Consider the following 25,505-nt stretch of genomic DNA (forward strand, 5'->3'; position numbering starts at 1 on the left):
CATTGTCCATGCCGAGAATTGCTTATGTGAATGGTCGCTATGTGGCGCATGACGATGCCGCCGTTCATATCGAGGATCGTGGCTATCAGTTCGCCGACGGCGTCTACGAAGTCTGCGAGATCCGCCATGGAATGATCGTCGACCTGACCCGGCATCTGGATCGGCTTGATCGGTCCCTGGGCGAACTCCGGATGAAAAGCCCGATGAGCCGCAGGGCCCTGACCCAGATCATTCGTGAGGTCGCCCGCCGCAACCGGGTGAATAACGGCTTGTTCTATCTGCAAGTCACCCGTGGCATCGCCCGCCGCGATCATGTCTTCCCTTCGGCGGATACCACGCCTTCGCTGGTCATCACCGCCAAGATTACCGATCCAGGCGTGATTGCTGCCAAGAACGAAAAGGGTCTGAAGGCCATCACCCTGCCGGACAATCGCTGGGACCGCGTCGATATCAAGACTGTCGGCTTGCTTCCCAATGTCATGGCGCGGCAGGCAGCCAAGGAGGCCGGCGCTCAGGAGGCGATCTATATCGATGCGCGCGGCATGGTGACCGAAGGCGCCGCCACCAATGTCTGGATGGTGGACGCAGATGGCGTCCTGGTCACCAGGCCCGCCGAACACGGAATTCTGCGTGGCATTACCCGTACCGGGCTGATGGATGTAACCGCTCTCCTGGGCATCGAGGTTGCAGAGCGTGAATTTTCCCGCGAGGAATTGCTGACGGCACGTGAGGTCTTCATCACGGCGGCAACCAGCATTTGTTTCCCGATCGTCGAAATCGATGGTCAAACGATCGGAAACGGTCATCCGGGATCGGTTTCCGACAAGATCCGATCCGCTTTTTTCGACGTTGCGGAGAAGACAGCGATTTGATACCAAGTTTTGCTGGTGAAGGGGCGAGGGGGGCCATTTCCCGCGACCTGACCAGCGACAACAATAATCACACCGGCCAAAAGGCCGGCAAGAAAGAAAGAAGCGGCGCCATGGCGGAACGTTCTCAGAACCTGCAGGATCTTTTCCTCAACACAGTCCGTAAGCAGAAAATCTCGCTGACCATCTTCCTGATCAACGGCGTGAAGCTGACAGGTGTTGTGACATCCTTCGACAATTTCTGCGTTCTCCTGCGTCGCGACGGGCATTCCCAGCTCGTCTACAAACACGCCATCTCGACCATCATGCCGGGCCAGCCGATGCAGATGTTCGAGAGCGAAGACAACGCTTCCGGACAGGACTGAGATCATCACAAACCGCGACACCAAGAACGAATCGATCATCCCGGAAGGCGAAAAGCGTCGGGATGACATGCGGGCGGTTGTGCTCGTGCCTGTCCTGAAGCAGGGCCGCCAGCCGGTCCTGCCGGAAGGCGCGCCACCCGCTCCCAGTCGTTCGAACGAGGCCCGCCTCGAAGAGGCGATGGGCCTTGCACGCGCCATCGACCTGACGATTGCCGCCGGTATGATCATTCCGGTCAATCAGCCCCGCCCGGCAACGTTGCTTGGCTCCGGCAAGATCGAAGAAGTCACCGCCATGCTCGACGAGCGTGATGCCGGTCTGGTCATCGTCGATCATCCGCTGACACCGGTCCAGCAGCGCAATCTCGAAAAGGAATGGAACGCCAAGGTCATCGACCGCACGGGTCTCATTCTCGAAATCTTCGGCCGCCGTGCCTCCACCAAGGAAGGCACGCTGCAGGTCGAACTTGCACATCTGAACTACCAGAAGGGCCGCCTGGTTCGCAGCTGGACCCACTTGGAACGCCAGCGCGGTGGTGCGGGCTTCATGGGGGGGCCGGGTGAAACCCAGATCGAAGCCGACCGACGCATGCTGCAGGACCGCATCGTCAAGCTCGAGAAGGAGCTGGAACAGGTCGTGCGCACCCGTCAGCTTCACCGGGCCAAGCGCCGCAAGGTGCCACATCCGATCGTGGCGCTGGTCGGCTATACCAATGCCGGCAAGTCGACCTTGTTCAATCGCATCACCGGCGCGGGCGTGCTTGCCGAAGACATGCTGTTTGCCACGCTTGATCCGACCCTGCGCCGGATGAAGCTGCCGCATGGCCGCACGGTCATTCTCTCCGACACCGTCGGCTTCATTTCCAATCTGCCGACCCATCTTGTCGCCGCCTTCCGTGCGACGCTGGAAGAGGTACTGGAAGCCGATCTGATCCTGCATGTGCGCGACATGGCCGACCCGGACAACGGCGCCCAGTCGGCCGACGTGCTGCGCATTCTCGACGATCTCGGCATCGACGAAAAGGAGCGCTCCGAGCGCATCATCGAAATCTGGAACAAGATCGACCGGCTCGATCCGGAAACCCATGACGCCATCATGCAGAAGGCCGAAGGCCGTGAGAATGTCATGTCCGTCTCGGCGATCACCGGCGAAGGTGTCGACAAGCTGCTGGACGTGATATCGGAACGTCTCTCGGGCGTCCTGACGGAAGCAACGATCACTATTCCCGCCGACAAACACGCTCTGATCTCCTGGGCCTATGAAAATGCCGTGGTCACCGGCCGCGAGGACCATGAGGACGGTTCCGTCAGCCTAGACGTGCGCCTGACCGAACGGCAGGCCGACGAGATGGAGCGCAAGCTGGGAAGCGGCCAGAAGCCGGACAAGGAAGACTGGGAGCGGTAGCGCTTCCGGTCCTCTGCCTTTGCCCCTGGGGACAAAGCCAGAGCCGAGCCTGCGATCTCGGCCGTAGCCAACACGCCAAGGGCTTCGCCCTCAAGAGAGCCGGCGCTCGATCTGTTTTGCCGCTTGCCAGAGTTCTTCCATCCGCTCCAGCGTTGCCGCCTTCAGATCTTCACCATTTGCATGAAGTTCTGTTTCTATATGATTGAAGCGGCGGCGAAATTTTGAATTCGTTCCACGCAGAGCCTGCTCCGGCTCCGCGCCGACATGCCGGCCGATATTGACCAGCGCGAAGATCAGGTCGCCAAGCTCGTCCGAGATCCTGTCCTGCTGGCCGGCCTTGAGCGCTTCGCGCAATTCGCCGATTTCCTCTTCGATCTTGTCGAGGATAGGTTCGGCCTCGGACCAGTCGAATCCCACTTTGGCCGCCTGTTCCTGCAGCTTCAGTGCTTCGGTCAATGCCGGAAAGCTTCGCTGCACACCGCCGAGATGGCCTTGCTTGAAATCGTCGCTGCCGCCGTTCTTGGCCCGCCGTTCGGCGCGCTCCAGTTTCTCTTGCCGCTTGATCGCATCCCATTGCAGCTTCACGGTTTCCGGCGTGTCGGCATCGGAACGGGCAAACACATGCGGATGCCGCCGGATCATCTTGGTGGTGATCGCGGTGACCACGGCGCCGAAGTTGAACAGTCCCGCCTCTTCGGCAATCCGGGCATGGAACACCACCTGCAGCAGCAGATCGCCGAGTTCGTCGCATAGATCGTCCGGATCATTGCGTTCGATCGCGTCGGCCACTTCATAGGCCTCCTCGATCGTATAGGGTTTGATCGTTTCGAAGGTCTGGACGATGTCCCAGGGGCAGCCGGTCTCGGGATTGCGCAGTGCCGCCATGATGTCGAGCAGGCGGGTTATGTCGGTCGAAGCTTCCATGATCTGTTCTGTGTCTCGCTGGCTCAGTTGAGCGGAATTTCGTTGTCGCCCTTGGTGGCCTGATAGGTGCCAGACAGCCGGTCATAGGCGGCGCGTATCCGGCTCACCTGCTCGAACAGCGCCGGGCGCTCGGAATCGTCTGCGGACGCCACCATCTCGATCATTGCATGGCTGAGCCAGAAGGCGTTCTGCCGGCGGTAGCCGCCAGGCTCCAACCCGAACACCTCCTTGAGGATCTTCAGGTCGTGCGGAATCGCAAACGCATCGCGGCTGTCTTCATGGCTGAAGAAGTAATAGAAATTGTCGAACCCGGCCCAGGTGATAGCCGACATGCACATGGTGCAGGGTTCGTGCGTCGAGAGAAAAATCAGATCCTTGGTGTTGGGCCGCTCGCCCAACTCGTAGAAACGCTTGAGCGCATGAACCTCGCCGTGCCAGAGCGGGTTCTCCAACTCGTTGTTCGTCTCGGCGATGACCAGCGACAGATCGGATTTGCGCAGGACCGCAGCGCCAAACACCTTGTTGCCCAAGGCAACGCCTTTGTCCGTCAGCGGCAGGATGTCATTCTCGATCACATCGAGAAGGCGTTTGGTGATGGCGAATGTCGTCAAAGTCGTGCCCCCGGTCTATCTTGCCCTGCAATCATATCGGCAATCATATCGACCCAAACGGCGACGCCGAAAGCAAAATCATTGTTCGTCTCCAGTTTTCTGTAATCGGGTATCGACGATTGTCCATGGAAATTGTGGTTGACACCGCTTCTGGTGAGTTTTGCTCGCAATGGCGAAAAGCCTAGTAAAGAAATATCCGCGGGCTGCGGGGAACGGATTTATCTTTCTTCAAATGCTGGTCGCAAAAGGTGATAGTGCAGCCCACTGGAATTGGGTTGACCATGGCAGAGAACGATTCACAGCTTTCGGTTTTTCCGGCCTTCTTCAAGGTCGAGAATGCGGTCGCCGCCGTTTTCGGCGACGGCGCGGAAGCCTATGCCAAGGCGCGTTTGCTGAAGAACACGAAAGCCCGGATCGTAGCCTATACGACCGCGCCGGAAGCCGATTATGCGGCCTTTCTCGCCCAGCATGACATTGCCCAGATCGCTGGACCTTTCGCGGCTGATCAGGTTGACGGCGCAAGGCTGGTCTTTGCTGCCACCGGCAATGCAGCGCTCGACCGCGATATCGTTGCGGCCGCGCGCGATGCGCGCATCCCGGCCAATGCCGTCGATCAGCCGGATTTTTGCGATTTCTACACACCCGCTCTGGTCAATCGCGCCCCGATCGCGGTCGCGATCGGTACGGAAGGCGTTGGTCCCGTGCTCGCACAGATGATCCGTGCCGATATCGACAGGCTGCTGCCCCGTTCGCTGGGCAAATTGGGCCGTCTTGCCAACGCCTACCGCGGTGCGGTTGATCGACTGGTGCCCCGTGGCGCTCCGCGCCGTCTTTTCTGGCGCGATTTCTTCAAGGGCAAGGTCGCCGACGCCGTCGAGGCGGGTGAGTTGAGCCATGCCCGACGCCAGGCAACGCGGCTGTTGCGCGACACGGCTGCGTCCAAGGTCGAGGGGCGCGTGTTCCTGGTCGGCGCCGGTCCGGGTGCCGAGGATCTGCTGACGCTGCGTGCGCACCGCTTGATGATGGAATGCGATGTGATCGTCTATGACGCCCTGGTGCCGCGCGAAGTGGTCGATATGGGCCGGCGTGATGCCGACCGTATCCCTGTCGGCAAGCGCAAGGGCTGTCATTCCAAGTCGCAGGGCGAAATCAACGATCTGCTCGTCGAACTCGGTCGCGAGGGAAAGCGCGTTGTGCGCCTGAAATCCGGTGATCCGCTGATCTTTGGCCGGGCGGGGGAAGAAATGGCTGCTCTGCGCCATGCTGGAATTCCTTATGAAATTGTCCCGGGTGTCACCTCTGCATTCGCCGCGGCCGCTGATTTTGAGCTGCCGCTGACCCTGCGTGGCGTATCATCCTCGCTGGTCTTCACCACCGGTCATGATCTCACCGGCGAGATTCTGCCGGATTGGGCGCGTCTGGCGCTGTCGGGCACGACGGTTGCCGTCTATATGGGCCGGACGGTCGCGGCCTCCGTCGCAGAACGGTTGATGGCCGCAGGCCTCGCAGAGGATACGACGGTCGCGGTCGTCGAGAATGCTGGCCGTCGTGATAGTCGGCGGCTGCACGGCACCTTGAAGGAATTGCCCGGACTGGAAGCTCGCACGGAGCTGACTGGGCCGGTAATGGTAATCATCGGCGACGCTGTTGCCGGCGCCGACTTTAGTCGTTCCGAACCGCTCGGAGCGCGCCAGTCGGCTGAACTTGAAAGCGCGAGGAACTAACCATGGCTGACAAAGTCTTGACCGCCAACCGGCTGACCGACGGGATCGCTGTCTGGCTTGATGCCAGCGGCCAGTGGACCGAGCGTCTGCAGGATGCTTTTGTCGCACGCCACACGGAAGCTGTAGATGCACTGGAAGTGGCCGGCAAGCAGGCTTTCGCCAGCAACATCGTTGTCGACGTCAATGTCATCGATATCGAGGAAAAAGGCGGTCTTCTCCGCCCGCTGCGCCTTCGTGAACGCATCCGCGCCGAGGGTCCCACCATTGCTTATGCCGAGGGTCATGGTTATGCCGACCCCGCATTCATTGCCGCCTGAGGCCTGAGGTAAGACATGTATCGTTACGATGAATTCGACCACGCTTTCGTTTCGGCGCGCGTAGAGCAGTTTCGCGACCAGGTGAACCGCCGCCTGACGGGGGAACTGGCCGAGGACGCCTTCAAGCCGCTTCGGCTGATGAACGGCGTCTATCTGCAACTGCACGCCTACATGCTGCGCGTCGCCATTCCCTATGGCACGCTGAACTCCAGGCAGATGCGCATGCTCGCCCATGTCGCCCGCAAATATGACCGCGGCTACGGACATTTCACCACCCGCCAGAACATCCAGTATAACTGGCCGAAGCTGTCCGACACGCCGGATATCCTGAGCGAGTTGGCAAGCGTCGAAATGCACGCCATCCAGACATCGGGCAACTGCATTCGCAACGTCACGGCCGACCATTTCGCCGGTGCTGCCGCCGACGAGGTCGCCGATCCGCGCCCCTACGCTGAAATCCTGCGCCAGTGGTCGTCGCTGCATCCGGAATTCTCCTTCCTGCCACGCAAGTTCAAGATCGCCGTCACCGGCGCCCCAAGCGACCGCGCGGCCATCCAGGTGCATGACATCGGCCTGCACCTGAAGAAGAACGAAGCGGGCGAACTCGGCTTTGCCGTCTATGTCGGTGGCGGCCAGGGCCGCACGCCGCTGATCGCCAAGAAGATCCGCGACTTCCTGCCGGAAGCCGATCTGCTGACCTATGTCACGGCGATTGTCCGCGTCTACAACCTCAATGGCCGCCGCGACAACAAGTACAAGGCCCGCATCAAGATTCTCGTGCATGAAACCGGCGCCGAGGAACTGACGCGCCAGGTCGAGGCCGAGTTCGACCAGATCCGCGACAGCGAACTGAAGCTGCCGGAAGCCGATATCCGGTCGATCGAAGCCTATTTCGCACCACCGGCTCTCGCCGATCGTGCCGAAGGCTGGGAGGCTCTCGCCCGCGCCAAGAAGGCTGACGCAGCCTTTGCTGTGTGGGTTGGCCAGAATGTCCAGCCGCACACTCATCCCGATTACGGCATGGTCACCATCTCGCTGAAGCCGATCGGCGGCACGCCGGGAGATGCATCGGATGCCCAGATGGATCTGGTCGCCGATATCGCCGAACGTTATGCCTTTGACGAGATCCGTGTCAGCCATGAGCAGAACCTGATCCTGCCGCATGTCGCCATGGGCGATCTCTACGCGGTCTATCAGGCGCTGGAAAAGTCAGGTCTGGCCACCGCCAACGCCGGCTTGATCACCGACATGATTGCCTGTCCGGGCCTGGACTACTGCGCTTTGGCCAATGCTCGGTCGATCCCGGTGGCCCAGGAAATTTCCCTGCGCTTCGGCTCGCAGGCCCGCCAGGCTGAAATCGGCGAACTGAAGATCAAGATTTCCGGCTGCATCAACGCCTGCGGTCACCACCATGTCGGCCATATCGGCCTGCTGGGGGTCGAGAAGAAGGGCGCCGAGCTCTATCAGATTACGCTTGGCGGCTCGGGGGACGAGAATTCGTCGATCGGCGAAATCATCGGCCGTGGCTTCGAGCCGGAAAAGGTCACTGACGCCATCGAGACCATCGTCGACACCTATCTCGGCCTGCGGCTTGATCCGAAGGAAACCTTCCTTCTGGCCTATCGTCGCGTCGGCCCCAAGCCGTTCAAGGATGCCCTCTACGGTGCGACGGCGGAAGCCGCGTAAGGATGACTGAAACTATGACCAAGATTTGGAAAGAAACCGGTTTCGTCGCCAAGGATGGCTGGGTCATCGAAACCGACGAGGTGAAGGCCGGCGAGGGCGAAACGCCGATCTATGCACTCGACGCCTTTCTTGCATCGGCGGCCGAGACAAATGAGGGTGGCTTCGGTGTTCTGGTCGCGCCGGCCGATGATGTGCGCAAGCTTGAACCTTATCTCGACCGTATCGCCCTGATTGCCATTGCCTTCCCGGCGTTCAGTGATGGTCGTGGTTTCAGCCATGCCGCATTGCTGCGCGAACGCCTTGATTATCAGGGCGAATTGCGTGCCGTCGGCGATGTGTTGATCGACCAGGTCCCCTTGATGCTGCGCACCGGTTTCGACAGTTTTGCCGTCACCAACGAAACCGCGCTGAAACGGCTGGACGAACACTGTCTGATGGGCGTTGCCCAGCAATATCAGCCAACGGCGCGGTCTTCCAAGACGGCTGCCGGCTTTAGCTGGCGTCGGATCGGCTCGACCGGCGCTTGAAACAGAATAAACAGCCTATGTGACGGCGGCGCTTTGACCGGGGTCAAGGACGCTGCCTTTGCTTTCAGGCATCCCTTGGCTGCAAAAACTGCATGCCGGCTGAATTGTGGCATGGCGAAGTCTGCTTTATAGGCTGCCCCACGCGACCGAACGATAGGACCGACAGCCTATGAATGCTCTTGTGAAGACCGACAATGCCGAAATGATCGTGCCCGACGGCGTCTACGCCGAAACGGTCCTGAGCGTGACGCATTACACCGACCATCTGTTCCGCTTCCGCATGACCCGTCCGGCAGGCTTCCGCTTCCGCTCGGGCGAATTCGCCATGATCGGACTGATGGTCGAAGGCAAGCCGATCTACCGTGCCTATTCGATTGCCAGCCCATCCTGGGACGAAGAACTCGAATTCTTTTCGATCAAGGTTCAGGAAGGTCCACTGACCCAGCACCTGCAGCGGATTCAGCCGGGTGACAAGGTCCTGATGCGGAAGAAGTCCACCGGCACCCTGGTGCTGGATGCGTTGACCCCCGGCAAGCGGCTGTACATGTTTTCCACCGGCACGGGCATTGCGCCTTTCGCCAGCCTGATCCGTGATCCGGAAACCTATGAGAAGTTTGAGGAAGTCATCCTCACCCACACCTGCCGTGACATCGCCGAACTGAAATACGGCTTCGATCTGGTCGAGGAAATCAGGAACCATGAGTTCCTTGCGGAAGTTGTTGGCGACAAACTGAAGCACTATGCCACAGTGACCCGCGAGAATTATCCGTTCATGGGCCGCATCACCGACCTGATGGAAAGCGGCAAGATGTTTGCCGACCTCGGTGTGCCGGCGCTTGATCCGGCAATCGACCGCGGCATGATCTGCGGTTCAACCGCGATGCTGAAGGATACCAAGGCGATCCTTGAAAAGGCAGGTTTGACCGAAGGCGCCAACAACAAACCCGCCGAATTCGTCATCGAGCGCGCCTTCGTCGGCTGAGATTTTTACCGTATCGACCGCATGAAACGCCCGGCTTGTCCGGGCGTTTTGCATACAAGGGTCAGTGTTCGCTGAGATAACCAATCAGGTTCGCCGTCGCGCGTTCAGCCTCGACGCTTTTGTCCTGTTGGATTGCGTCGATGACCGCGACATGCAGCGCCACGGACCGCTCCATCTTGTCCAACGTCGCCGTGCTGTACCACAGGCGCCTCGAATGGGTCTGAAGCGGTGCCAGTGCCGTAGTCAGGAAGCAGTTCGGGCAGGCTGTTTCGATCAGGACGTCGAAAGCCTTGTCCGCTCTGAGGAAGCCATCGAAATCGCCGGATGCTGCCGCATCTGTCATTTTGGCGGCACAGCCCGCGAGCTCGGCCTTGATCTCGGCGCTGGCCGCTTCGGCAGCAAGCCGGACGGCATAGGGTTCGAGACGAACACGCACTGCCATGATCGAGCGATGGTCGTAAGGCTTGATTTCGGATATCTGCAGCCCGACGCGTGGACGAACCACCGTCAGCCCCTGCCATTCAAGCTTTTGAATTGCCTCTCTCACCGGCGTTCGCCCGAAACCGGAAGCCTCGATTAGTTCCCTTTCGCTGACCGTTGCACCGGGCTTGAGCGTCAACATGACGATCTGTCGTTCAAGTTCAAGATAGGCAAGGTGGCTTTGCGAGGGGCTTTTGTTCGGCATGCGCGCTCCACTGATATACTAGAATGTTGCACGCAGCAGATGGTATGGCAAGCCGAGCCAACTCGCCGCTATTCATGGCGCAGCGCCTCGATCGGGTTCAATTGCGCCGCACGCCGTGCCGGAAAATAGCCGAAGACCATGCCGATAATCGCCGAAAAAGCGAAGGCAAGCAGCACGATCGACGGGCTGACAACAAAGGGTACCGACATCAGGGAAACGGCCGTGTAGGCGATCGTGAGCCCAAGCGCGATACCAACGACACCGCCAAACACCGACAGTGTCACCGCCTCGACGAGAAATTGCATCAGAACCTGGCTTTCCACAGCGCCGATCGCCAGACGGATGCCGATCTCCCGGGTTCGTTCCGTGACAGATACCAGCATGATGTTCATGATGCCGATGCCGCCGACCAGGAGCGAGACGGCCGCCACCGCCCCCAGCAGGCCGGTCATCAGGGTGGTGGTGCCGGTGAGCGTTGCGGCCATCTGGGTCATGTCGTTGACGCTGAAGTCGTCGTCGCGTCCGGCAACGATCTTGCGACGTTCCCGCAGCAACAGTTCGACATTGGCCTGGACCTTGGAGGTCGAGACGCCGTCCTCAGCCGACAACATGATGCTGGAAACGTCCTGCGATCCACCGATCCGCCGCTGGAAGACCTTGAGCGGCATCATCACAACGTCGTCCTGGTCGCTGCCCATGCCGCTCTGGCCCTTTTTCGCCAGTGTACCGATGATTTCGCAGGCGACGTTATCGACTCGGATCGTCTGTTCAAGTGCGGGTGTCGATCCGAACAGCTTGGAACGCACGGTTTCGCCGATCAGGCAGACCGCCTGTCCGCCGCGTTCCTCGGAGGCGAGAAAGGTACGGCCGCTGGCCAGGGCCCAGTCTTGTGCGACGAGATAGTCGCCGACGGTGCCGATGATCGTCGTCGCGCGGCTCTCCCCGCCGAAGATGACCGTCTGGCTGGATTGATTGACGCCGGCGACCGCTCGCAATCCACCAACCTGGTCTCGGATGGCTTCGACATCCCGTTCCGAGAATTTCTTCGCATCGGCGCTGGCGCGGCCGGGACCGAACTGCCCGGGGCGGACAAACAGCAGATTGGTCCCGAGTTTGGAGATCTCCGACGTCACCTGTGCGGTCGTACCATTGCCGATCGTTACCATGGCGATGACCGCCGCAACGCCAATCACGACGCCGAGCACGGTCAGGAACGAGCGCAGCAGGTTGCGGGTAATTGCCCGAAGCGCAAGTTTGATCGTTTCAGTAAACATCAGCCGCCGCCTCCGTCGATTTGCTGTCGGATTGAAGTCGCCCGTCGATGAAGCGTAAGGTGCGCTTGGCATAGGCCGCTATGTCGTCTTCATGGGTCACCATGATCACGGTAATCCCGCGATCCCGGTTCAACGATGTGATCAGGTCCATGATTTCGCGGCTGGTCTTCGTGTCGAGATTGCCCGTTGGTTCGTCCGCCAAAAGGATTGCCGGCTTGGTGACGATGGCGCGGGCAATCGCAACGCGCTGCTGCTGGCCGCCGGAAAGCTCCTGTGTCGTGTGGTTTTCGCGTCCGGCAAGACCGACCTGGGCCAAGGCCTCGAGTGCCTGGCTGCGCCTTTGGCGCGCATCCATGCCGCGATAGATCAACGGCAGTTCGACATTTTCCACCGCCGAGGTGCGCGCCAGAAGGTTGAACCCCTGGAAGACGAATCCAAGCATGTGGCGGCGCAGCAGCGTATATTGTGATCGGTCGAACCCGGTCGTTTCCAGGCCCTGGAACAGATACTGTCCCGAGCTTGGCACATCGAGGAAGCCGAGGATGTTCATCGCCGTGGACTTGCCCGATCCCGATGGTCCCATAATGGCGACGAATTCATGCGCCTCGATCGTCAGGTCGATGCAGTCCAAGGCACGAATGGTGGCTTCGCCGCGCCCATAGAGTTTGGAAATCTGGCGAAACTGGATCAGAGGGGCAGGGGCCATGTGGGCGTCCTCAGCTCTTCTTTTCGGTGGAGTCGGTCACCAGCGGATCGCCTTCGGCAATATCGCCCTTCACCAGGACGGTGTTCTGGCCATCACTGGCACCGATCTCGACATTGACCGCGGCAGGCACGCCATTGCGCAGCACCCAGACCGTGCGTTCGCTGCCTGTCGGCTGGGGCGTGGTCAGCGAGCCCATGCGCGGTGGCCGGAACAGGCTGAAAATTCCCCTGCCACCGCCTCCGCTGGTGGTGGTGACAGGCGGCGAATAGCGCAGCGCTGCATTGGGAATCAGCAGCGCGCCCGCAATCGACTGCGTCACGATATCCGCGGTTGCCGTCATGCCCTGGCGCAGCACCATGTCGTCATTGCGCACCGACAGGATGCCCTTGTAGGTCACGACATCGTTGACGGTCTCCGAAGCGTAGCGGACCGAGGTGATTTCCGCCGGGAACCGCTTGTCGGGAAAGGCATCGACGGTGAAGGTGGCCGTCTGACCGACAGCAACCTGCCCGACGTCCGCTTCGTCGATCGAAACCTGCAGTTCCATCTCGCGGAGATCGCCGGCCAATGTAAAGAGTGTCGGGGCTTCCAGCGAGGCGGCGACGGTCGCGCCGGGATCGACATCGCGCGCCAGCACGATGCCGTCGATCGGCGAGACGATGGTCGCCTTGCTCAGCGAAAGTTTCGACTGTTCAAGCGTGGCTTCGGCAGCCAGAACATTGGCCTCGGCACTCGCTTTGGTCGCCACAGACGCTTCATAGTTGAACGCGGCCGAATCGAGGTCCTGCTGGCTGGATACGCGGCTGGATACCAGCGCCTTCAGCCGGTCGTAACTTGCCTTGGCAGACAGGCGGTCGGCTTCGGCCTTTGAAACGCTGGCCTTCGCCGCCGCCAATGCTGCTTCTGAACCCTTGAGTTCCGCGGTCAGCTTGGCGGTGTCGAGACGCGCGAGCACTTCGCCCTTTTTGACCTGCGTATTTTCGGCGACAAGCACTTCGCGAACGGTGCCGGACTGCTCGCTCGACACATCGACCTGCACGGTTGGTTCGACGGATCCCGTGGCCGTGACCATCACGGTGAGCTCGCCCTTCTTCACTTCGGCCGTCGCATAGGTATAGGACGGCGTGCGTGTTGTCAGCGTGAAGATGCCGTAGGCAGCACCAACAGCCAGCACCAGCAGGGCGATCCGCAAAGCCCAACGCGGTCTGTTGCCGCGCGGGGCGCCGATCAGTGCCCTGAGTTCGTCGCGAGCCTGGGTTGCGTCTTGCGAATTGCTGTCTGTATCGATCGTCACGAAGGCACCATTGTCATGTTGTTGCACAGAGGATGCCGCCTCCCGCAGTTTCTGTCTTGATCGGAATCAAATGCCGGGAGTGGCCGCCGCCTATGTTTGCGGTCTTTCCATGGAAAACCACAAAACCCCAGTGAATATTTGGTAAGGATCGACCGGTCGCGGATTGTCCAGCACGATTGTGTTCAAACGAACAGACGCAGGAGGAATGTCGCCATGAGCGCTATGCCGACAATGCCGAAAAAGGCGATCACGCCGATTTCCGCGAGCGTCGGGTCCTTGCGCATGCGTCGCAACGTGCCCTCGACCCGGGCATCTTCCTGACGCAGCACCATTTGCGTATCGGCAAGCTCGATCACCGCAGAGATCACCTGTTCGACACCCCAGCCTGCCTTCACACCGCGATTGACCAGCTCCAGAAACGCGTCCTCCATCGCTTCCTGGCACTCGATCGGGTGCTCGGGATCGGATGTCTGCGTTTTAGGCGAGCGGATTTGAGCCATGGCGATAGAATACCGGATTAAAAGGGCAGCCTGGGAGTTCCGGAAAAAAGTGTCACGACCGACGTACACGCAACCCGTACTCGGGTCCAGTGTTGATGATCGGGGCCGCCTTGGGACATGCCAGCGTCATCGGTCAATGGCCTTCACCAAGATTAATCAACATAAGCTATTGATTTTATGGTGAGAGCGCAGGGATTCGAACCCTGGACCTACTGATTAAAAGTCAGTTGCTCTACCGGCTGAGCTACGCTCTCCCACCCGGGGTTTTGGCCCCGCCTTTGGAAGTGCGCGGAACATAGGCAGGCGACCCCATCCGGTCAACCGGTAAAATGCGTTCTGCGCAAGGAAAAAGTCCTTTTGTCGCAACGAACGCAAAGGTGATTGGCAAGCGACCATGCGGCCGGATAGGAAGAGCGCCAATTCGTTTGCCGATCTCGTTCAATGTGGAGCCGTGTGTGTCGATCGCCGATATTTCGTTCGTCAGCGCGCTTCTGGCGGGTGCCCTGTCCTTCCTCTCGCCTTGCGTTCTGCCTCTCGTTCCGCCTTATCTCTGCTACATGGCGGGAATTTCGGTCGACCAGTTCCGCGCGGGTGAAGAGACGCAGAACGCCGCAGCCCGTCGCACGGTTTTTCTGACATCGCTGGTCTTTACGCTCGGTTTTGCCACGGTTTTCATCGCACTGGGGGCCGGTGCCTCGACGATTGGCGGGCTTTTGCGTCAGCATCTCGATCTGCTGGCCAAGATCGGCGGCGCCATCATCATCGTCATGGGCCTGAATTTCCTCGGGGTCTTCCGGCTTGGCATTCTGTCGTCGGAAATGCGGTTTGCCGGCGGCGGTAAGCCGGCAACGCTGTCGGGCGCCTATGTTATGGGGCTCGCGTTTGCCTTTGGCTGGACGCCCTGCATCGGTCCAGTCCTCGGCGCCATTCTCGGCGTTGCCGCCTCCAAGCAGACGGTGGGCGACGGCGCTTTGCTGCTTGCGATCTATTCGCTGGGCCTCGCCGTGCCCTTCTGGATCGCCGCCGGTTTCTCCGGCGCCTTCATGCGCTTCCTCGGGCGCTTCCGACGGCATCTCGGCATGGTCGAAAAGATCATGGGCGGCTTGTTGGTGCTGACCGGCCTTGCCTTCATCTTCGGCTATATTTCCGACATGGCAATCTGGTTCCAGCAGACCTTTCCAATTCTCTCGCAAATCGGCTAAGTCCCGATCAGGCGCATGCGATGCGCGGTGAAGGGAGAATCGCCCGATGGCTGACATCGTCGCGTTGGTGCTGCCGTTCTTCGGCCTGATCCTGATCGGTTATGTTTCCGGCCGGATCGCTGGGCACCCTGCTGAAGCACTCGGCTGGCTGAATTTTTTCGTGATCTACGTCACATTGCCGGCGCTGTTCTTCAAGCTCGTGTCGCGCACGCCGATCGAGCAATTGACCCGAATCGATTTCATCGCCGCCGCCCTTGCCTCGACCTATACGATCTTCGTCCTGGTCTTTGTCATCGGACGCTATATTCGCGGCAACACGATCGCCGAATGCACCGTTCAGGCCCTGGCCGGCTCTTACGGCAATATCGGCTATATGGGCCCGGGTCTGGCACTTCTCGCTTTCGGCGAGAAGGCCGCCGTACCGGTGGCATTGGTCTTCTGCTTTGAAAACGCTGCGCATTTCATCGCGGCCCCGGCGCTGATGGCCTTTGCCGGCGGCGACAGGAGACCGCCCTTGCAACTGGCGCTCGATGTGGCGCGCAAGATCGTCACGCACCCGTTCATCATTGCAACCTTGATCGGCTTTGTTGCGGCAGCCTTTGCCTTCGAGCCGCCCATCGCGTTACAACGGCTGATCGACTACCTGGCCCAAGCCGCCGCCCCATGTGCGCTGTTTGCCATGGGCGTGACGCTGGCGTTGCGGCCGCTGAAGCGCATCCCGGTCGAGATCGGCTATATCGTGCCGATCAAGCTCGTCCTGCACCCGGTGCTGGTCTATGTCGTCCTGAGCTTTGTCGGCAATTTCGATCCGCTCTGGCTCTATACGGCGATCCTGCTCGCCTCGTTGCCGACCGCCACCAATGTCTTCGTTATCGGCCAGCAATATGGCGTCTGGCAGGAGCGCGCCTCCGCAACGATCCTGATCACCACGGTGATTTCGGTATTTTCCGTTTCTGCCCTGCTGTTTGCGATCAAGGGTGGCGTTTTACCGCCGGATCTTTTCCCGTAACATTTGCGGCAGGCTTTTCAATCCGCGACCGGGTGCGACCCCTTCCTGCATGACCAGATTGCGCAGCGGCGCAAAACTTGCCAGCACCTGCAGACCCGCCGCCCGCATCATCTGCACCGGCAGCAGGCCAGAGAGAAGCGAGCGGTTCAACAGATCGACGCTGACGGTACGGCTGGAAATATCGAGGCGCCGCTTGCGGTCGAAGCGATCGCCGGCTGTGGCCTTGATCTGATCGCCGTTGCGGTCAATCAGGATGTCTTCCAGCGCTGCAATATCACGAAGGCTGAGATTGAGCCCCTGTGCACCGATTGGCGGGAATGCATGACCTGCTTCACCGATAAAGGCGGCACGACCACGACCATAATGATTGGCCGTCATTCCGGACAATGGCCAGGCTTGTGCGCCGTCCTCGACCGTGACCTTGCCGAGCAGCGACTGCATCCGGCTTTCCACTTCTCCCGACAGGCTCGCCGTATCAAGTGCGAGCAGGCGCTCGGCTTCTGCGGGCGTGACTACCCAGACAAGGCTGGAGCGCAGGCCGGGCAGGGGCACTTGTGTAAACGGCCCTGATTCGGTGTGGAATTCCGTCGATGTGTTCTGGTGCGGCAGCGTGTGGGCAAGATTCAGCACCACGGCCGTCTGCGGATAGGACCAGGTCTTGACCCCGACGCCGGCGCTGCCGCGGGTTTTCGACTTCCGGCCATCAGCGCCGATGACGAAGTCCGCCGTGATGATCTCGTCCGGCGGCAGGCGAACGGTCACAGAATCGTCGGCGATCTCGATCGCCTCCGCCGCGACGGAAAGGCGCTCGATCAGCGGTTCCCTCGAAACGGCCCGCGAGAGTTCTGCGACCAGTGCGGAATTCGGAATATTGAACCCGAAAGCCGGAAGGTCTATTTCAGCGCTGCGGAAAGCAACCGTCGGCGCGCGCAGCAAGCGCTTGGTCCCGTCAATGATCTGCATCGTCGACAGCGCGGCCGCCTTGCCGCGCAGCCCATCCCAGAGGCCGAGGCGCTCCATCATCGTCAGCGATTGATGCATCAGGGCGGTGGTGCGCCGGTCGGAGCCATCCGTCTCAGGCCCGATCAGCGCCACGCGCCGGCCGCCGCGCGCCATGGCGATGGCCGCGATCTGGCCGGCAGGCCCCGCTCCAATAACGGCAATGTCGTAGTGTTTCATGGTATCTGCGTCCAATCAGGCAAATGCATCTCGCTATTTAGAGCGCTTGCGCGGCGAAATCCATGGGCCGTTTTGGCGCAGTGGGTCGGTTGGCGACCGTCTTGGTCCCTTTGTTGTTTTTGCGGTAAAACCGGTCATGCATCCGCTCCTCTGTTGCAAATGACAGGATTTCATCGGATACCGAGGTCACCGGACGGCTTATAGCTTGGAGCAGGGATGAAGATCTTCAATTACAAACGGGTTCCCTATGCGGAAATCCGCGCGTTTTCGGTCCATATCCTGACCGCATCCGGATCTTTTCTGGCATTTTTGGGTGTTGTTGCCGCAGCCGAACATCGCTTCGTCGATATGTTCTGGTGGCTTGGGCTGGCGCTTCTGGTCGATGGCATTGACGGCCCGATCGCCCGCAAGGTTCGCGTCAAGGAAGTGCTGCCCAACTGGTCGGGAGATACGCTCGACAATATCATCGACTACGTCACCTATGTGCTGCTGCCCGCCTTTGCGCTCTATCAGAGCGGCATGATCGGGGAACCGTGGTCCTTCGTTGCCGCGGGCCTGATCGTGGTCTCGAGCGCGATCTATTATGCCGACATGGGCATGAAGACGGACGAATATTTCTTCTCGGGCTTTCCCGTGGTCTGGAACATGTTGGTCTTTACCCTTTTTGTCATCGATGCGAGTGCGACGACAGCGTTTGTCGTCGTTCTGGTCTCCGTCGTCCTGACCTTCCTGCCGATCCATTTTCTTCATCCGGTGCGGGTCAAGCGCCTGCGTGGACTTAACATGGCGGTGTTTCTGCTCTGGTGCGCTTTTGGCGGATATGCGCTTCTGCTGCATTTCGATACCCCGTCCTGGGTGGTTGCTGGCACGGTTATCTCGGGCCTCTATCTGTACCTGATCGGCGGAATCCTGCAGTTTTTCCCGAGCCTTGGCCGCACCGCAGACTAGTGCTGCAAGCTTGCCTGCGCAAAACCAAAAAAAACTCCTGCCTATATATTGTGCGGCGCGGCAAACCGGTTATGAATTGAGCTGCGGACCGGGCGCAAGACCCGGCCTGGGAGCTTGGTAGTGCAAGGGGGACATGTGGCGAACGACCAATCGACAGGCGAATTGCCGCTTCTGTCCGTGCGCGGCCTCAGTAAGCTGTTCGGCAGCTTCAAGGCTTGCGACGGCATCGATCTCGATATCGGCCACGGCGAGATTCACGCACTTCTCGGTGAAAATGGTGCGGGAAAATCCACCCTCGTCAAGATGCTGTTCGGTATCCTCGCCCCATCGGCGGGATCGATTTCCTGGCAGGGAGCCGAGACCGTTGTCGCCAATCCGGCAGCGGCCCGCCGTCTTGGCATCGGCATGGTGTTTCAACATTTTTCGCTGTTCGAGGCGCTGACGGTCGCCGAAAATATCGCGCTGTCGCTCGATGAGAAGATCTCGATTGCGGACCTCTCCAAGAAGGCGGCCGAACTCTCGATCGCCTATGGTCTGCCGCTCGATCCCGACGCCCACGTTGCCGATCTGTCGGTCGGTGAACGCCAACGCATCGAGATCGTCCGCGCCCTCCTGCAAAATCCCAAGCTGATCATTCTTGATGAGCCAACATCGGTTCTGACGCCGCAGGAAGCCGATCGCTTGTTCGAGACCTTGTTCAAGCTCAGGGCCGAAGGCCGCTCGGTTCTCTATATCAGCCACAGATTGGAAGAGGTTCAGCGCATTTGCGACCGGGCGACCGTCCTGCGTCATGGCAAGGTTACCGGCGTCTGCGATCCGCGCAAGGAAACGCCGGCTTCGCTCGCCCGCATGATGGTCGGTGCCGAGGTTGCCGGCGTCGAAAAAGTCGAGCCGCCTGCCGACGGTGTGCTGCAGCTCGAAGTCACAAGCCTGTCGGTAAGCCCGCGCTCACCCTTTGCCATGCCGCTCAAATCGGTATCGATGCAGGTGCGTGCCGGCGAAGTTCTGGCGATCGCCGGTGTTGCCGGCAATGGACAGAGTGAATTGTTTGATGCGCTGTCCGGCGAATATCCGGTCGAGAGCGCCGATGCGATCCGCATTCGCGGCCGGTCGGTCGGTCGGCTCGGCATCAACGAGCGCCGCTTGTTGGGCGCCGGCTTCGTTCCCGAGGAGCGCCATGGCCATGCCGCCGTGCCGGCGATGAGCCTTTCGGAGAACCTGTTCCTGTCGCGCAATGCCTCCGATCGCAAGGCCTATTTGGCCGGCGGCAAGCTCGGATTGATCCGCCACGGCCTCGTGCAACAAGCCGCACGCCGCATTTCGAAAATGATGGATGTGCGCAAGAGCGGCGATGATCCAGCCGCAGGCTCGCTGTCGGGGGGCAATCTGCAGAAATTCATCGTCGGGCGCGAACTTGACCGTCAGCCCTCCGTGCTGGTCGTCAACCAGCCGACCTGGGGCGTCGACGCTGGCGCCGCAAGCCGCATCCGTCAGGCGCTGGTCGATCTTGCCAAAAGCGGTTCGGCCGTGGTGGTGATCAGCCAGGATCTCGACGAAATCTTTGAAGTGGCGACCAGCATTGCCGCGATCTCCGAGGGAAAACTGTCTGCTGTCCATCCGGCCGGCAGCATGAACCGCGAGAAAATCGGCATCCTCATGGGTGGCATGCATGGTTTGGAGACAACGCATGCGCATTGAACTTGAACGCCGCCCGCGCCAGTCGGCGCTGTTTGCCATTGTGTCGCCCTTGCTGGCACTGGCGCTTACGGTCGTCTTTGGCGGCATCATGTTTGCGCTGCTCGGCAAGGATCCTGTTTCTGCGCTCTACAGCTTCTTCATCGAGCCGCTTCTCGAGGTCTGGTCGCTGCACGAACTGGCGATCAAGGCCGGTCCGCTAATCCTGATCGCCGTCGGCCTTTCGGTCTGTTATCGCTCGAACAACTGGAACATCGGCGCCGAGGGCCAGTTCACCATCGGCGCGATCACCGGCTCGATCCTGCCGATCATCTTCTACGAATGGCATTCGCCCTTCCTGCTGCCGCTGATGATGGTCATGGGCGCGTTGGGTGGCGCCGCCTATGCCGGCATTCCGGCCCTGCTCAAGACGCGTTTCAACACCAACGAGATCCTGACCAGCCTGATGCTGGTCTATATCGCCCAGCTTTTCCTCGACTGGCTGGTGCGCGGCGCCTGGCGTGATCCCGGTGGCTACAATTTCCCGCAGAGCCGCAGCTTTGTCAGCGAAGCCGTGTTGCCGGAAATCCTCTCCTCGTCCGGCCGCGCCCACTGGGGTTTTGCCTTCGCGCTGATTGCCGCGGTCGCCGTCTGGTTCATGATGCGCTACACGCTGAAGGGCTTCCAGATCGTCGTCCTCGGTCAGTCCGAGCGGGCAGGGCGCTTCGCCGGCTTCTCGACACGCGGCATGGTCTGGTTCTCGATGCTGTTTTCCGGCGCACTCGCCGGTCTCGCCGGTATTTCCGAAGTCTCCGGCTCCATCGGCCACCTGCAGCCGTCGATCTCGCCCGGCTATGGCTTCACCGCGATCATCGTCGCCTTTCTCGGCCGTCTCAATCCGCTCGGCATCGTCGCCGCGGGCCTCGTGCTGGCACTGACCTATCTTGGTGGTGAAGGCGCGCAGCTGTCGATCGGCGTCTCCGACAAGGTGACCCGCGTCTTCCAGGGGCTATTGCTGTTCTTCGTGCTCTCCTGCGATACGCTCATTCTCTACAAGGTCCGCATCGTTTTCGACCGGGGTCGCAAGCTTGTCGGCGGGAGCGCGTCATGATTATCGAAGCGATCCTGCTGACCGTCATCACCGCCTCGACGCCGCTGGTCATCGCAGCCCTCGGCGAGCTGGTCACCGAGCGCTCGGGTGTGCTCAATCTCGGCGTCGAAGGCATGATGATCATCGGCGCCGTCTGCGCCTTTGCCGCGGCTCAGGCTTCCGGATCTCCCTTCATCGGCGTACTGGCCGGCATTCTGGCGGGGGCGGCCTTCTCGCTGCTCTTCGGCTTCCTGACCCTGACGCTGGTCGCCAACCAGGTTGCAACCGGTCTCGCACTGACCATTCTCGGCCTCGGCGTATCCGGCATGGTCGGCGAGAGCCTCGTCGGCGTACCCGGCGTCAAGCTGGCACCGATCACCATCCCCGTTCTTGCCGATATCCCGATCGTTGGGCCGCTGTTTTTCAAGCAGGACATCATCTTCTATCTGTCGATCGCCCTGGTGGTCGGGGTCAACTGGTTCCTGTTCAAGAGCCGTGCAGGCCTGAAACTGCGGGCCATCGGCGACAGCCATGGTTCGGCCCATACGCTCGGCCTGCCGGTCATCCGCACACGTTATCTCGCGGTCATGTTCGGCGGCGCCTGTGCCGGTCTTGCCGGTGCCCAGCTGTCGCTGGTCTACACGCCGCAATGGGTGGAAAACATGTCGGCCGGCCGCGGCTGGATTGCGCTGGCGCTGGTGGTTTTCGCCGCTTGGCGACCTTGGCGCCTGCTGGCTGGCGGCTATCTGTTCGGCGCGGTGACCATCGGCCAGCTGCATGCCCAGGCCTTCGGGATCGGTCTGCCGTCGCAGTTTCTGTCGGCGCTGCCCTATGCCGCGACCATTGTCGTCCTGATCATTATCTCCCATAATCGGCGCACGACGCTGATCAATACACCGGCGTCCTTGGGCAAGCCCTTCGTGCCGGATCGTTAAACGAAAACAAAAGCTTCAATCTAACCAGACAGGGGTACATCATGAAGAAATTCCTCCTCGCGCTTGCCGCCTCGGCAGCAGCGCTTGCTGCGGTCGCAGCACCGGCTTCGGCTCAGGACAAGACGAAGATCTGCTTCGTCTATGTCGGCACCAAGACCGACGGTGGTTGGACGCAGGCGCATGACATCGGCCGCCAGGAATTGCAGGCGCATTTCGGCGACAAGATCGAGACCCCGTTCCTCGAAAGCGTTCCGGAAGGTCCCGACGCCGAGCGCGCCATCGAGCGCATGGCCCGTTCCGGCTGCGCCATGGTCTTCTCCACTTCGTTCGGCTTCATGGATGCGACGCTGAAGGTTGCCGAGAAGTTTCCGGACGTGAAGTTCGAACATGCGACCGGCTACAAGACCGCGGCCAATGTCGCCACCTACAATTCGCGTTTCTATGAAGGTCGCTTCATCAACGGTCAGATCGCCGGCAAGATGTCGAAGAAGGGTGTCGCTGGTTACATCGCCTCGTTCCCGATCCCGGAAGTGGTTGGCGGCATCAATGCCTTCCTGCACGGTGCGCGCACGGTAAACCCTGAATTCAAGTTGAAGGTCATCTGGGTCAACACCTGGTTCGACCCCGGCAAGGAAGCCGATGCCGCCAAGGCCCTGATCGACCAGGGCGTTGACATCCTGACTCAGCATACCGACACCACGGCACCGATGCAGGTTGCCCAGGAACGCGGCATTCAGGCCTTCGGTCAGGCTTCCGACATGATCGCTGCCGGTCCGACCTCCCAGCTGAGCGCCATTGTCGATACCTGGGGTGCCTATTACATCAAGCGCACCCAGGCGTTGATCGATGGCACTTGGACCAGCCAGCAGACCTTTGACGGCCTGAAGGACGGGATCCTCACCATGGCGCCGTTCACCAACATGCCGGATGATGTGAAGGCGATGGCGACAGAAACCACGAACAAGATCAAGGCGGGCGAACTGAAGCCCTTCACCGGCCCGATCAACAAGCAGGACGGTACACCTTGGTTGAAGGAAGGTGAGTCGGCGGACGATGGCACCATTCTCGGCATGAACTTCTACATCGAAGGTGTCGACGACAAGCTGCCGCAATAATCGGCCGGCCATAGCAGTTGCGATCACGGGAAAGGGCGCTTCGGCGCCCTTTCTTTGTTGTGGATATACAAAAATACGGAAATGCTAAGATACAGCCCTTGCAGATGGTGTGCATTGCTACGAGAAGCCTTCGGAACGTAGCGAATCGCAAAGACACAAGGGAGCACAGGCATGCGCAAGGAAGCGATTGCCGGCTGGTTATTGGCCTCAAAGCCACGGACGAACCACGCCCGGGTTGTCGAGCAGCTTGGCCTTGCGATCGTCGCAGGTGAATTTTCCGTCGGCGATGTTCTGCCTGGTGACCCGGAACTGCAGCAGCGTTTTGAGGTTTCGCGGTCCGTCTTGCGCGAAGCGATGAAGACGCTGGCAGCCAAGGGCCTCGTCGTGGCGAAATCGCGCATCGGCACCCGCGTGACGGACCAGTGCTTCTGGAACCTGCTGGATGAGGACGTCCTGCGCTGGCATTTCAGCGGTGGCGTATCGGCGGCGTTCATCGACCATCTCTATGACATTCGCCTGTTGCTGGAGCCTGCGGCGGCGGCCTATGCGGCGCAGCGGGCGACGGCTGATGATTGCGCCCAGTTGCGCCGTTTCGCCGCCAAGCTCGGCGCCCCGGAGTTTGATTGGCAGTCTCAGGTGGAGGCCGATCTCTGTTTTCATCTGCTTCTGCTGCTCGCCGGGGGCAATCCGTTCATGGAAAGCATGGTCGGCTTCATCCGCGCGGCGCTCGAGGGGGCATTTACCTTGGCACTGAAGCCGCCTGTGCCCAATCGGGATGCCGAATTGCGCGATACCCATATGGCAATCGTGGAAGCGGTCGAGCGCGGCGATCCCGACGCTGCGCGCGCGGCGACGGAAAATGTGGTGCAGCTTGGCCGACGCAGCGCAATTTACGCCGTGCAACGAGCAGGTCAGCCCTGACCGGCATTGCTTTTCAGCTTGCGGCCAAGACAGCGGCTCGCTAGTGAAATTTCACCAGAGCAACGCCCGGAGTTTTTCATGGCACGCAGATGTCTCGCCGTCATTCTCGCCGCTGGCGACAGCACCCGGATGAAATCATCCATGTCCAAGGTGCTGCATCCCGTGGCCGGACGACCGATGATCGCCCACGTGATGGCTTCCATTGCCGCGTCCGGTATCACCGACGTCGCCCTGGTGGTCGGGCGTGACGCCGAGCGCGTCACCAAGGCTGGCAGCCTCGATGGCATGGCAGTCGAAAGTGTTCTGCAGGTCGAGCGGCTCGGCACCGGCCATGCCGTTCTCATGGCGCGAGAAGCGATTGCGCGCGGCTATGACGAGATCCTCGTGGCTTACGGCGATGTGCCGCTGATCACGCCGGCTCCGCTCATGGCCGCACGCGAAGCGCTCGCCGATGGTGCAGACGTTGCCGTCATTGGCTTCCACACGAAGAACCCCAGCGGCTACGGACGCCTGCTGGTTGAAGACGGTGAGCTGGTAGCGATCCGCGAAGAAAAGGATGCAACCGAAGCCGAACGCGCTGTCACTTGGTGCAACAGCGGCCTGATGGCGATCAACGGCCGCAAGGCACTCGACCTCCTGTCGCGCATTGGCAATACCAACGCCAAGGGCGAATACTATCTGACCGATCTTATCGAGATCGCGCGCGCCCAGGGCGGACGGGCAGTTGCCGTCGATGCGCCGGAAAGCGAGCTGACCGGCTGCAACAACCGCGCCGAACTGGCGGTCATCGAAGGCCTCTGGCAAGAGCGCCGCCGTCACGAACTGATGCTCTCCGGCGTGACCATGATCGCCCCGGAAACCGTCTTCCTCAGCCATGACACGCAGATTGGTCAGGATGCACTGATCGAGCCGAATGTCGTATTCGGCCCGGGCGTGACCGTCGAGGGTGGAGCCGTCATCCATGCCTTCTCGCATCTCGAAGGTGCCCATGTCTCGACCGGGGCGACAGTCGGTCCCTATGCTCGCCTGCGTCCGGGTGCAAATCTGGCCGAAGGCTCGAAGGTCGGCAATTTCTGCGAGGTCAAGAAGGCCGAGATCGGCAAGGGCGCCAAGGTCAACCATCTGACCTATATCGGCGACGCCTTCATCGGTGCCGACACCAATATCGGTGCCGGCACGATCACCTGCAACTACGATGGCGTCAACAAGCACGAGACCCACATCGGCGCCGGCGCCTTCATCGGCTCCAACTCGTCTCTCGTTGCCCCGGTATCCATCGGCGACGGCGCCCTGATCGCATCCGGTAGCGTCATCACCAAGGATGTGCCGTCCGATGCTCTCGCCTTCGGTCGTGCTCGCCAGGAGATGAAGACGGGTCGTGCGAAGCAGATCCGCGAGAAGAACCTGGGGATCAAGGCAGCAAAGAAGGCGGGCAGCTAGTCTTGCAGGGCAATGCGTTCACCATTGCTGCATTGCGTTACGAAGCGAAATGCAATTTGACCTCGCCCAAGATTGCGCATTCCGGCAAAACCGGTAGGACTGACGCAACTTATTGACGCCAGACGG

25 protein-coding genes and 1 tRNA gene are annotated in these 25,505 nt (G+C 60.5%); 17 read left to right on the plus strand and 9 right to left on the minus strand.

Annotated elements, in window-relative coordinates; translation table 11 throughout:
* Window positions 1-8: 8 nt before the first annotated feature.
* From LQ231_RS11790 to hflX, 3 genes are all read left to right on the plus strand, one after another.
* Window positions 9-872, plus strand: a complete 864-nt coding sequence (locus LQ231_RS11790; protein ID WP_230171450.1) for a D-amino-acid transaminase — start codon at window positions 9-11, stop codon at window positions 870-872.
* A gap of 110 nt (window positions 873-982) precedes the next feature.
* Window positions 983-1,234 (plus strand): RNA chaperone Hfq, encoded by a 252-nt coding sequence (gene hfq / locus LQ231_RS11795; protein WP_007604043.1) that lies wholly within the window; start codon window positions 983-985, stop codon window positions 1,232-1,234.
* Between the two features lie 67 nt (window positions 1,235-1,301).
* Window positions 1,302-2,636 (plus strand): GTPase HflX, encoded by a 1,335-nt coding sequence (gene hflX, locus LQ231_RS11800; protein WP_230171451.1) that lies wholly within the window; start codon window positions 1,302-1,304, stop codon window positions 2,634-2,636.
* A gap of 90 nt (window positions 2,637-2,726) precedes the next feature.
* On the opposite strand, the gene mazG is transcribed toward hflX, so the two are convergent.
* Window positions 2,727-3,560 carry a nucleoside triphosphate pyrophosphohydrolase gene (mazG, locus tag LQ231_RS11805; protein ID WP_230171452.1) on the minus strand — a complete coding sequence of 278 codons (834 nt, stop codon included), beginning with the start codon at window positions 3,558-3,560 and terminating at the stop codon, window positions 2,727-2,729.
* 23 nt (window positions 3,561-3,583) lie between these two features.
* Entirely contained in the window at window positions 3,584-4,171 is a 588-nt protein-coding gene (locus tag LQ231_RS11810; protein WP_230171453.1) for a nucleoside deaminase, read from the minus strand.
* A gap of 281 nt (window positions 4,172-4,452) precedes the next feature.
* Between LQ231_RS11810 and cysG the strand changes: the two genes are divergently transcribed.
* The 5 genes from cysG to LQ231_RS11835 all read left to right on the plus strand — a co-directional run bounded on the left by cysG (window position 4,453) and on the right by LQ231_RS11835 (window position 9,407).
* Entirely contained in the window at window positions 4,453-5,895 is a 1,443-nt protein-coding gene (gene cysG / locus LQ231_RS11815; protein ID WP_230171454.1) for a siroheme synthase CysG, read from the plus strand.
* A 2-nt stretch (window positions 5,896-5,897) separates the two neighbouring features.
* The gene (locus tag LQ231_RS11820; RefSeq protein ID WP_230171455.1) at window positions 5,898-6,212 is read left to right on the plus strand and encodes a DUF2849 domain-containing protein; all 315 of its coding nucleotides are present in this window, start codon (window positions 5,898-5,900) and stop codon (window positions 6,210-6,212) included.
* Between the two features lie 15 nt (window positions 6,213-6,227).
* Complete coding sequence (locus tag LQ231_RS11825; protein ID WP_230171456.1) at window positions 6,228-7,898, plus strand: nitrite/sulfite reductase; 1,671 nt, start codon at window positions 6,228-6,230, stop codon at window positions 7,896-7,898.
* A 14-nt stretch (window positions 7,899-7,912) separates the two neighbouring features.
* On the plus strand, window positions 7,913-8,425 hold the full coding sequence (locus tag LQ231_RS11830) for a DUF934 domain-containing protein (protein ID WP_230171457.1): 513 nt from the start codon (window positions 7,913-7,915) through the stop codon (window positions 8,423-8,425).
* Window positions 8,426-8,594: 169 nt separating this feature from the next.
* The gene (locus LQ231_RS11835) at window positions 8,595-9,407 is read left to right on the plus strand and encodes a ferredoxin--NADP reductase (RefSeq protein ID WP_113141345.1); all 813 of its coding nucleotides are present in this window, start codon (window positions 8,595-8,597) and stop codon (window positions 9,405-9,407) included.
* 61 nt (window positions 9,408-9,468) lie between these two features.
* Here LQ231_RS11835 and LQ231_RS11840 read toward each other — a convergent pair whose 3' ends face one another.
* The 6 genes from LQ231_RS11840 to LQ231_RS11865 all read right to left on the minus strand — a co-directional run bounded on the left by LQ231_RS11840 (window position 9,469) and on the right by LQ231_RS11865 (window position 14,120).
* Window positions 9,469-10,092: a GntR family transcriptional regulator gene (locus tag LQ231_RS11840; protein ID WP_230171458.1), complete on the minus strand. Its 624-nt coding sequence runs from the start codon at window positions 10,090-10,092 to the stop codon at window positions 9,469-9,471.
* A gap of 68 nt (window positions 10,093-10,160) precedes the next feature.
* On the minus strand, window positions 10,161-11,366 hold the full coding sequence (locus LQ231_RS11845; RefSeq protein WP_113141347.1) for an ABC transporter permease: 1,206 nt from the start codon (window positions 11,364-11,366) through the stop codon (window positions 10,161-10,163).
* Window positions 11,356-12,072, minus strand: coding sequence for an ABC transporter ATP-binding protein (locus tag LQ231_RS11850; RefSeq protein WP_113141348.1), 717 nt, complete (start codon window positions 12,070-12,072; stop codon window positions 11,356-11,358). The genes LQ231_RS11845 and LQ231_RS11850 overlap by 11 nt, the downstream gene beginning before the upstream one ends.
* Before the next feature lie 10 nt (window positions 12,073-12,082).
* Complete coding sequence (locus tag LQ231_RS11855) at window positions 12,083-13,366, minus strand: efflux RND transporter periplasmic adaptor subunit (RefSeq protein WP_230171459.1); 1,284 nt, start codon at window positions 13,364-13,366, stop codon at window positions 12,083-12,085.
* Between the two features lie 182 nt (window positions 13,367-13,548).
* Window positions 13,549-13,866 carry a hypothetical protein gene (locus LQ231_RS11860; RefSeq protein WP_230171460.1) on the minus strand — a complete coding sequence of 106 codons (318 nt, stop codon included), beginning with the start codon at window positions 13,864-13,866 and terminating at the stop codon, window positions 13,549-13,551.
* A 178-nt stretch (window positions 13,867-14,044) separates the two neighbouring features.
* Window positions 14,045-14,120: transfer RNA gene (locus LQ231_RS11865), tRNA-Lys, on the minus strand.
* A gap of 201 nt (window positions 14,121-14,321) precedes the next feature.
* On the opposite strand from LQ231_RS11865, the gene LQ231_RS11870 reads away from it, so the two are divergent.
* Together LQ231_RS11870 and LQ231_RS11875 are read left to right on the plus strand one after the other, a co-directional pair.
* A complete protein-coding gene (locus tag LQ231_RS11870; RefSeq protein ID WP_230171461.1) occupies window positions 14,322-15,068 on the plus strand; it encodes a cytochrome c biogenesis CcdA family protein in 747 nt (248 codons plus the stop codon).
* A gap of 46 nt (window positions 15,069-15,114) precedes the next feature.
* Complete coding sequence (locus LQ231_RS11875) at window positions 15,115-16,077, plus strand: AEC family transporter (RefSeq protein WP_230171462.1); 963 nt, start codon at window positions 15,115-15,117, stop codon at window positions 16,075-16,077.
* On the opposite strand, the gene LQ231_RS11880 is transcribed toward LQ231_RS11875, so the two are convergent.
* The gene (locus tag LQ231_RS11880; protein WP_230171463.1) at window positions 16,054-17,256 is read right to left on the minus strand and encodes a UbiH/UbiF family hydroxylase; all 1,203 of its coding nucleotides are present in this window, start codon (window positions 17,254-17,256) and stop codon (window positions 16,054-16,056) included. The genes LQ231_RS11875 and LQ231_RS11880 overlap by 24 nt on opposite strands.
* A gap of 216 nt (window positions 17,257-17,472) precedes the next feature.
* Here LQ231_RS11880 and pcsA point away from each other — a divergent pair, with 216 nt between their 5' ends.
* The 7 genes from pcsA (at window position 17,473) to glmU (ending at window position 25,379) form a co-directional block, all read left to right on the plus strand.
* A complete protein-coding gene (pcsA, locus tag LQ231_RS11885) occupies window positions 17,473-18,204 on the plus strand; it encodes a phosphatidylcholine synthase (protein ID WP_113141353.1) in 732 nt (243 codons plus the stop codon).
* A 135-nt stretch (window positions 18,205-18,339) separates the two neighbouring features.
* A complete protein-coding gene (locus LQ231_RS11890) occupies window positions 18,340-19,902 on the plus strand; it encodes an ABC transporter ATP-binding protein (protein ID WP_230171464.1) in 1,563 nt (520 codons plus the stop codon).
* Window positions 19,892-20,989, plus strand: a complete 1,098-nt coding sequence (locus LQ231_RS11895; protein ID WP_230171465.1) for an ABC transporter permease — start codon at window positions 19,892-19,894, stop codon at window positions 20,987-20,989. Before LQ231_RS11890 ends, LQ231_RS11895 begins: the two co-directional genes overlap by 11 nt.
* Window positions 20,986-21,903, plus strand: a complete 918-nt coding sequence (locus LQ231_RS11900; RefSeq protein ID WP_230171466.1) for an ABC transporter permease — start codon at window positions 20,986-20,988, stop codon at window positions 21,901-21,903. Before LQ231_RS11895 ends, LQ231_RS11900 begins: the two co-directional genes overlap by 4 nt.
* Window positions 21,904-21,944: 41 nt before the next feature.
* Complete coding sequence (locus LQ231_RS11905; protein ID WP_230171467.1) at window positions 21,945-23,018, plus strand: BMP family ABC transporter substrate-binding protein; 1,074 nt, start codon at window positions 21,945-21,947, stop codon at window positions 23,016-23,018.
* A 171-nt stretch (window positions 23,019-23,189) separates the two neighbouring features.
* The gene (locus LQ231_RS11910) at window positions 23,190-23,939 is read left to right on the plus strand and encodes a FadR/GntR family transcriptional regulator (RefSeq protein ID WP_113141357.1); all 750 of its coding nucleotides are present in this window, start codon (window positions 23,190-23,192) and stop codon (window positions 23,937-23,939) included.
* Between the two features lie 78 nt (window positions 23,940-24,017).
* Window positions 24,018-25,379: a bifunctional UDP-N-acetylglucosamine diphosphorylase/glucosamine-1-phosphate N-acetyltransferase GlmU gene (glmU, locus tag LQ231_RS11915; RefSeq protein ID WP_113141358.1), complete on the plus strand. Its 1,362-nt coding sequence runs from the start codon at window positions 24,018-24,020 to the stop codon at window positions 25,377-25,379.
* Window positions 25,380-25,505 lie beyond the last annotated feature (126 nt).

The sequence above is a fragment of the Rhizobium sp. CECT 9324 genome (assembly GCF_918741265.1).
GTDB lineage: Bacteria > Pseudomonadota > Alphaproteobacteria > Rhizobiales > Rhizobiaceae > Allorhizobium.

Bases quoted from the DNA above. Each gene is read 5' to 3' on its own strand.
- LQ231_RS11830 (WP_230171457.1), top strand. From the start codon at position 7,913: ATGACCAAGATTTGGAAAGAAACCGGTTTCGTCGCCAAGGATGGCTGG.
- cysG (WP_230171454.1), top strand. From the start codon at position 4,453: ATGGCAGAGAACGATTCACAGCTTTCGGTTTTTCCGGCCTTCTTCAAG.
- LQ231_RS11835 (WP_113141345.1), top strand. From the start codon at position 8,595: ATGAATGCTCTTGTGAAGACCGACAATGCCGAAATGATCGTGCCCGAC.
- LQ231_RS11850 (WP_113141348.1), bottom strand. From the start codon at position 12,072: ATGGCCCCTGCCCCTCTGATCCAGTTTCGCCAGATTTCCAAACTCTAT.
- mazG (WP_230171452.1), bottom strand. From the start codon at position 3,560: ATGGAAGCTTCGACCGACATAACCCGCCTGCTCGACATCATGGCGGCA.
- LQ231_RS11840 (WP_230171458.1), bottom strand. From the start codon at position 10,092: ATGCCGAACAAAAGCCCCTCGCAAAGCCACCTTGCCTATCTTGAACTT.
- LQ231_RS11895 (WP_230171465.1), top strand. From the start codon at position 19,892: ATGCGCATTGAACTTGAACGCCGCCCGCGCCAGTCGGCGCTGTTTGCC.
- glmU (WP_113141358.1), top strand. From the start codon at position 24,018: ATGGCACGCAGATGTCTCGCCGTCATTCTCGCCGCTGGCGACAGCACC.
- LQ231_RS11875 (WP_230171462.1), top strand. From the start codon at position 15,115: ATGGCTGACATCGTCGCGTTGGTGCTGCCGTTCTTCGGCCTGATCCTG.
- LQ231_RS11790 (WP_230171450.1), top strand. From the start codon at position 9: ATGCCGAGAATTGCTTATGTGAATGGTCGCTATGTGGCGCATGACGAT.
- LQ231_RS11825 (WP_230171456.1), top strand. From the start codon at position 6,228: ATGTATCGTTACGATGAATTCGACCACGCTTTCGTTTCGGCGCGCGTA.
- LQ231_RS11820 (WP_230171455.1), top strand. From the start codon at position 5,898: ATGGCTGACAAAGTCTTGACCGCCAACCGGCTGACCGACGGGATCGCT.
- LQ231_RS11905 (WP_230171467.1), top strand. From the start codon at position 21,945: ATGAAGAAATTCCTCCTCGCGCTTGCCGCCTCGGCAGCAGCGCTTGCT.
- LQ231_RS11880 (WP_230171463.1), bottom strand. From the start codon at position 17,256: ATGAAACACTACGACATTGCCGTTATTGGAGCGGGGCCTGCCGGCCAG.
- LQ231_RS11860 (WP_230171460.1), bottom strand. From the start codon at position 13,866: ATGGCTCAAATCCGCTCGCCTAAAACGCAGACATCCGATCCCGAGCAC.
- LQ231_RS11910 (WP_113141357.1), top strand. From the start codon at position 23,190: ATGCGCAAGGAAGCGATTGCCGGCTGGTTATTGGCCTCAAAGCCACGG.
- pcsA (WP_113141353.1), top strand. From the start codon at position 17,473: ATGAAGATCTTCAATTACAAACGGGTTCCCTATGCGGAAATCCGCGCG.
- LQ231_RS11845 (WP_113141347.1), bottom strand. From the start codon at position 11,366: ATGTTTACTGAAACGATCAAACTTGCGCTTCGGGCAATTACCCGCAAC.
- hflX (WP_230171451.1), top strand. From the start codon at position 1,302: ATGCGGGCGGTTGTGCTCGTGCCTGTCCTGAAGCAGGGCCGCCAGCCG.
- LQ231_RS11900 (WP_230171466.1), top strand. From the start codon at position 20,986: ATGATTATCGAAGCGATCCTGCTGACCGTCATCACCGCCTCGACGCCG.
- hfq (WP_007604043.1), top strand. From the start codon at position 983: ATGGCGGAACGTTCTCAGAACCTGCAGGATCTTTTCCTCAACACAGTC.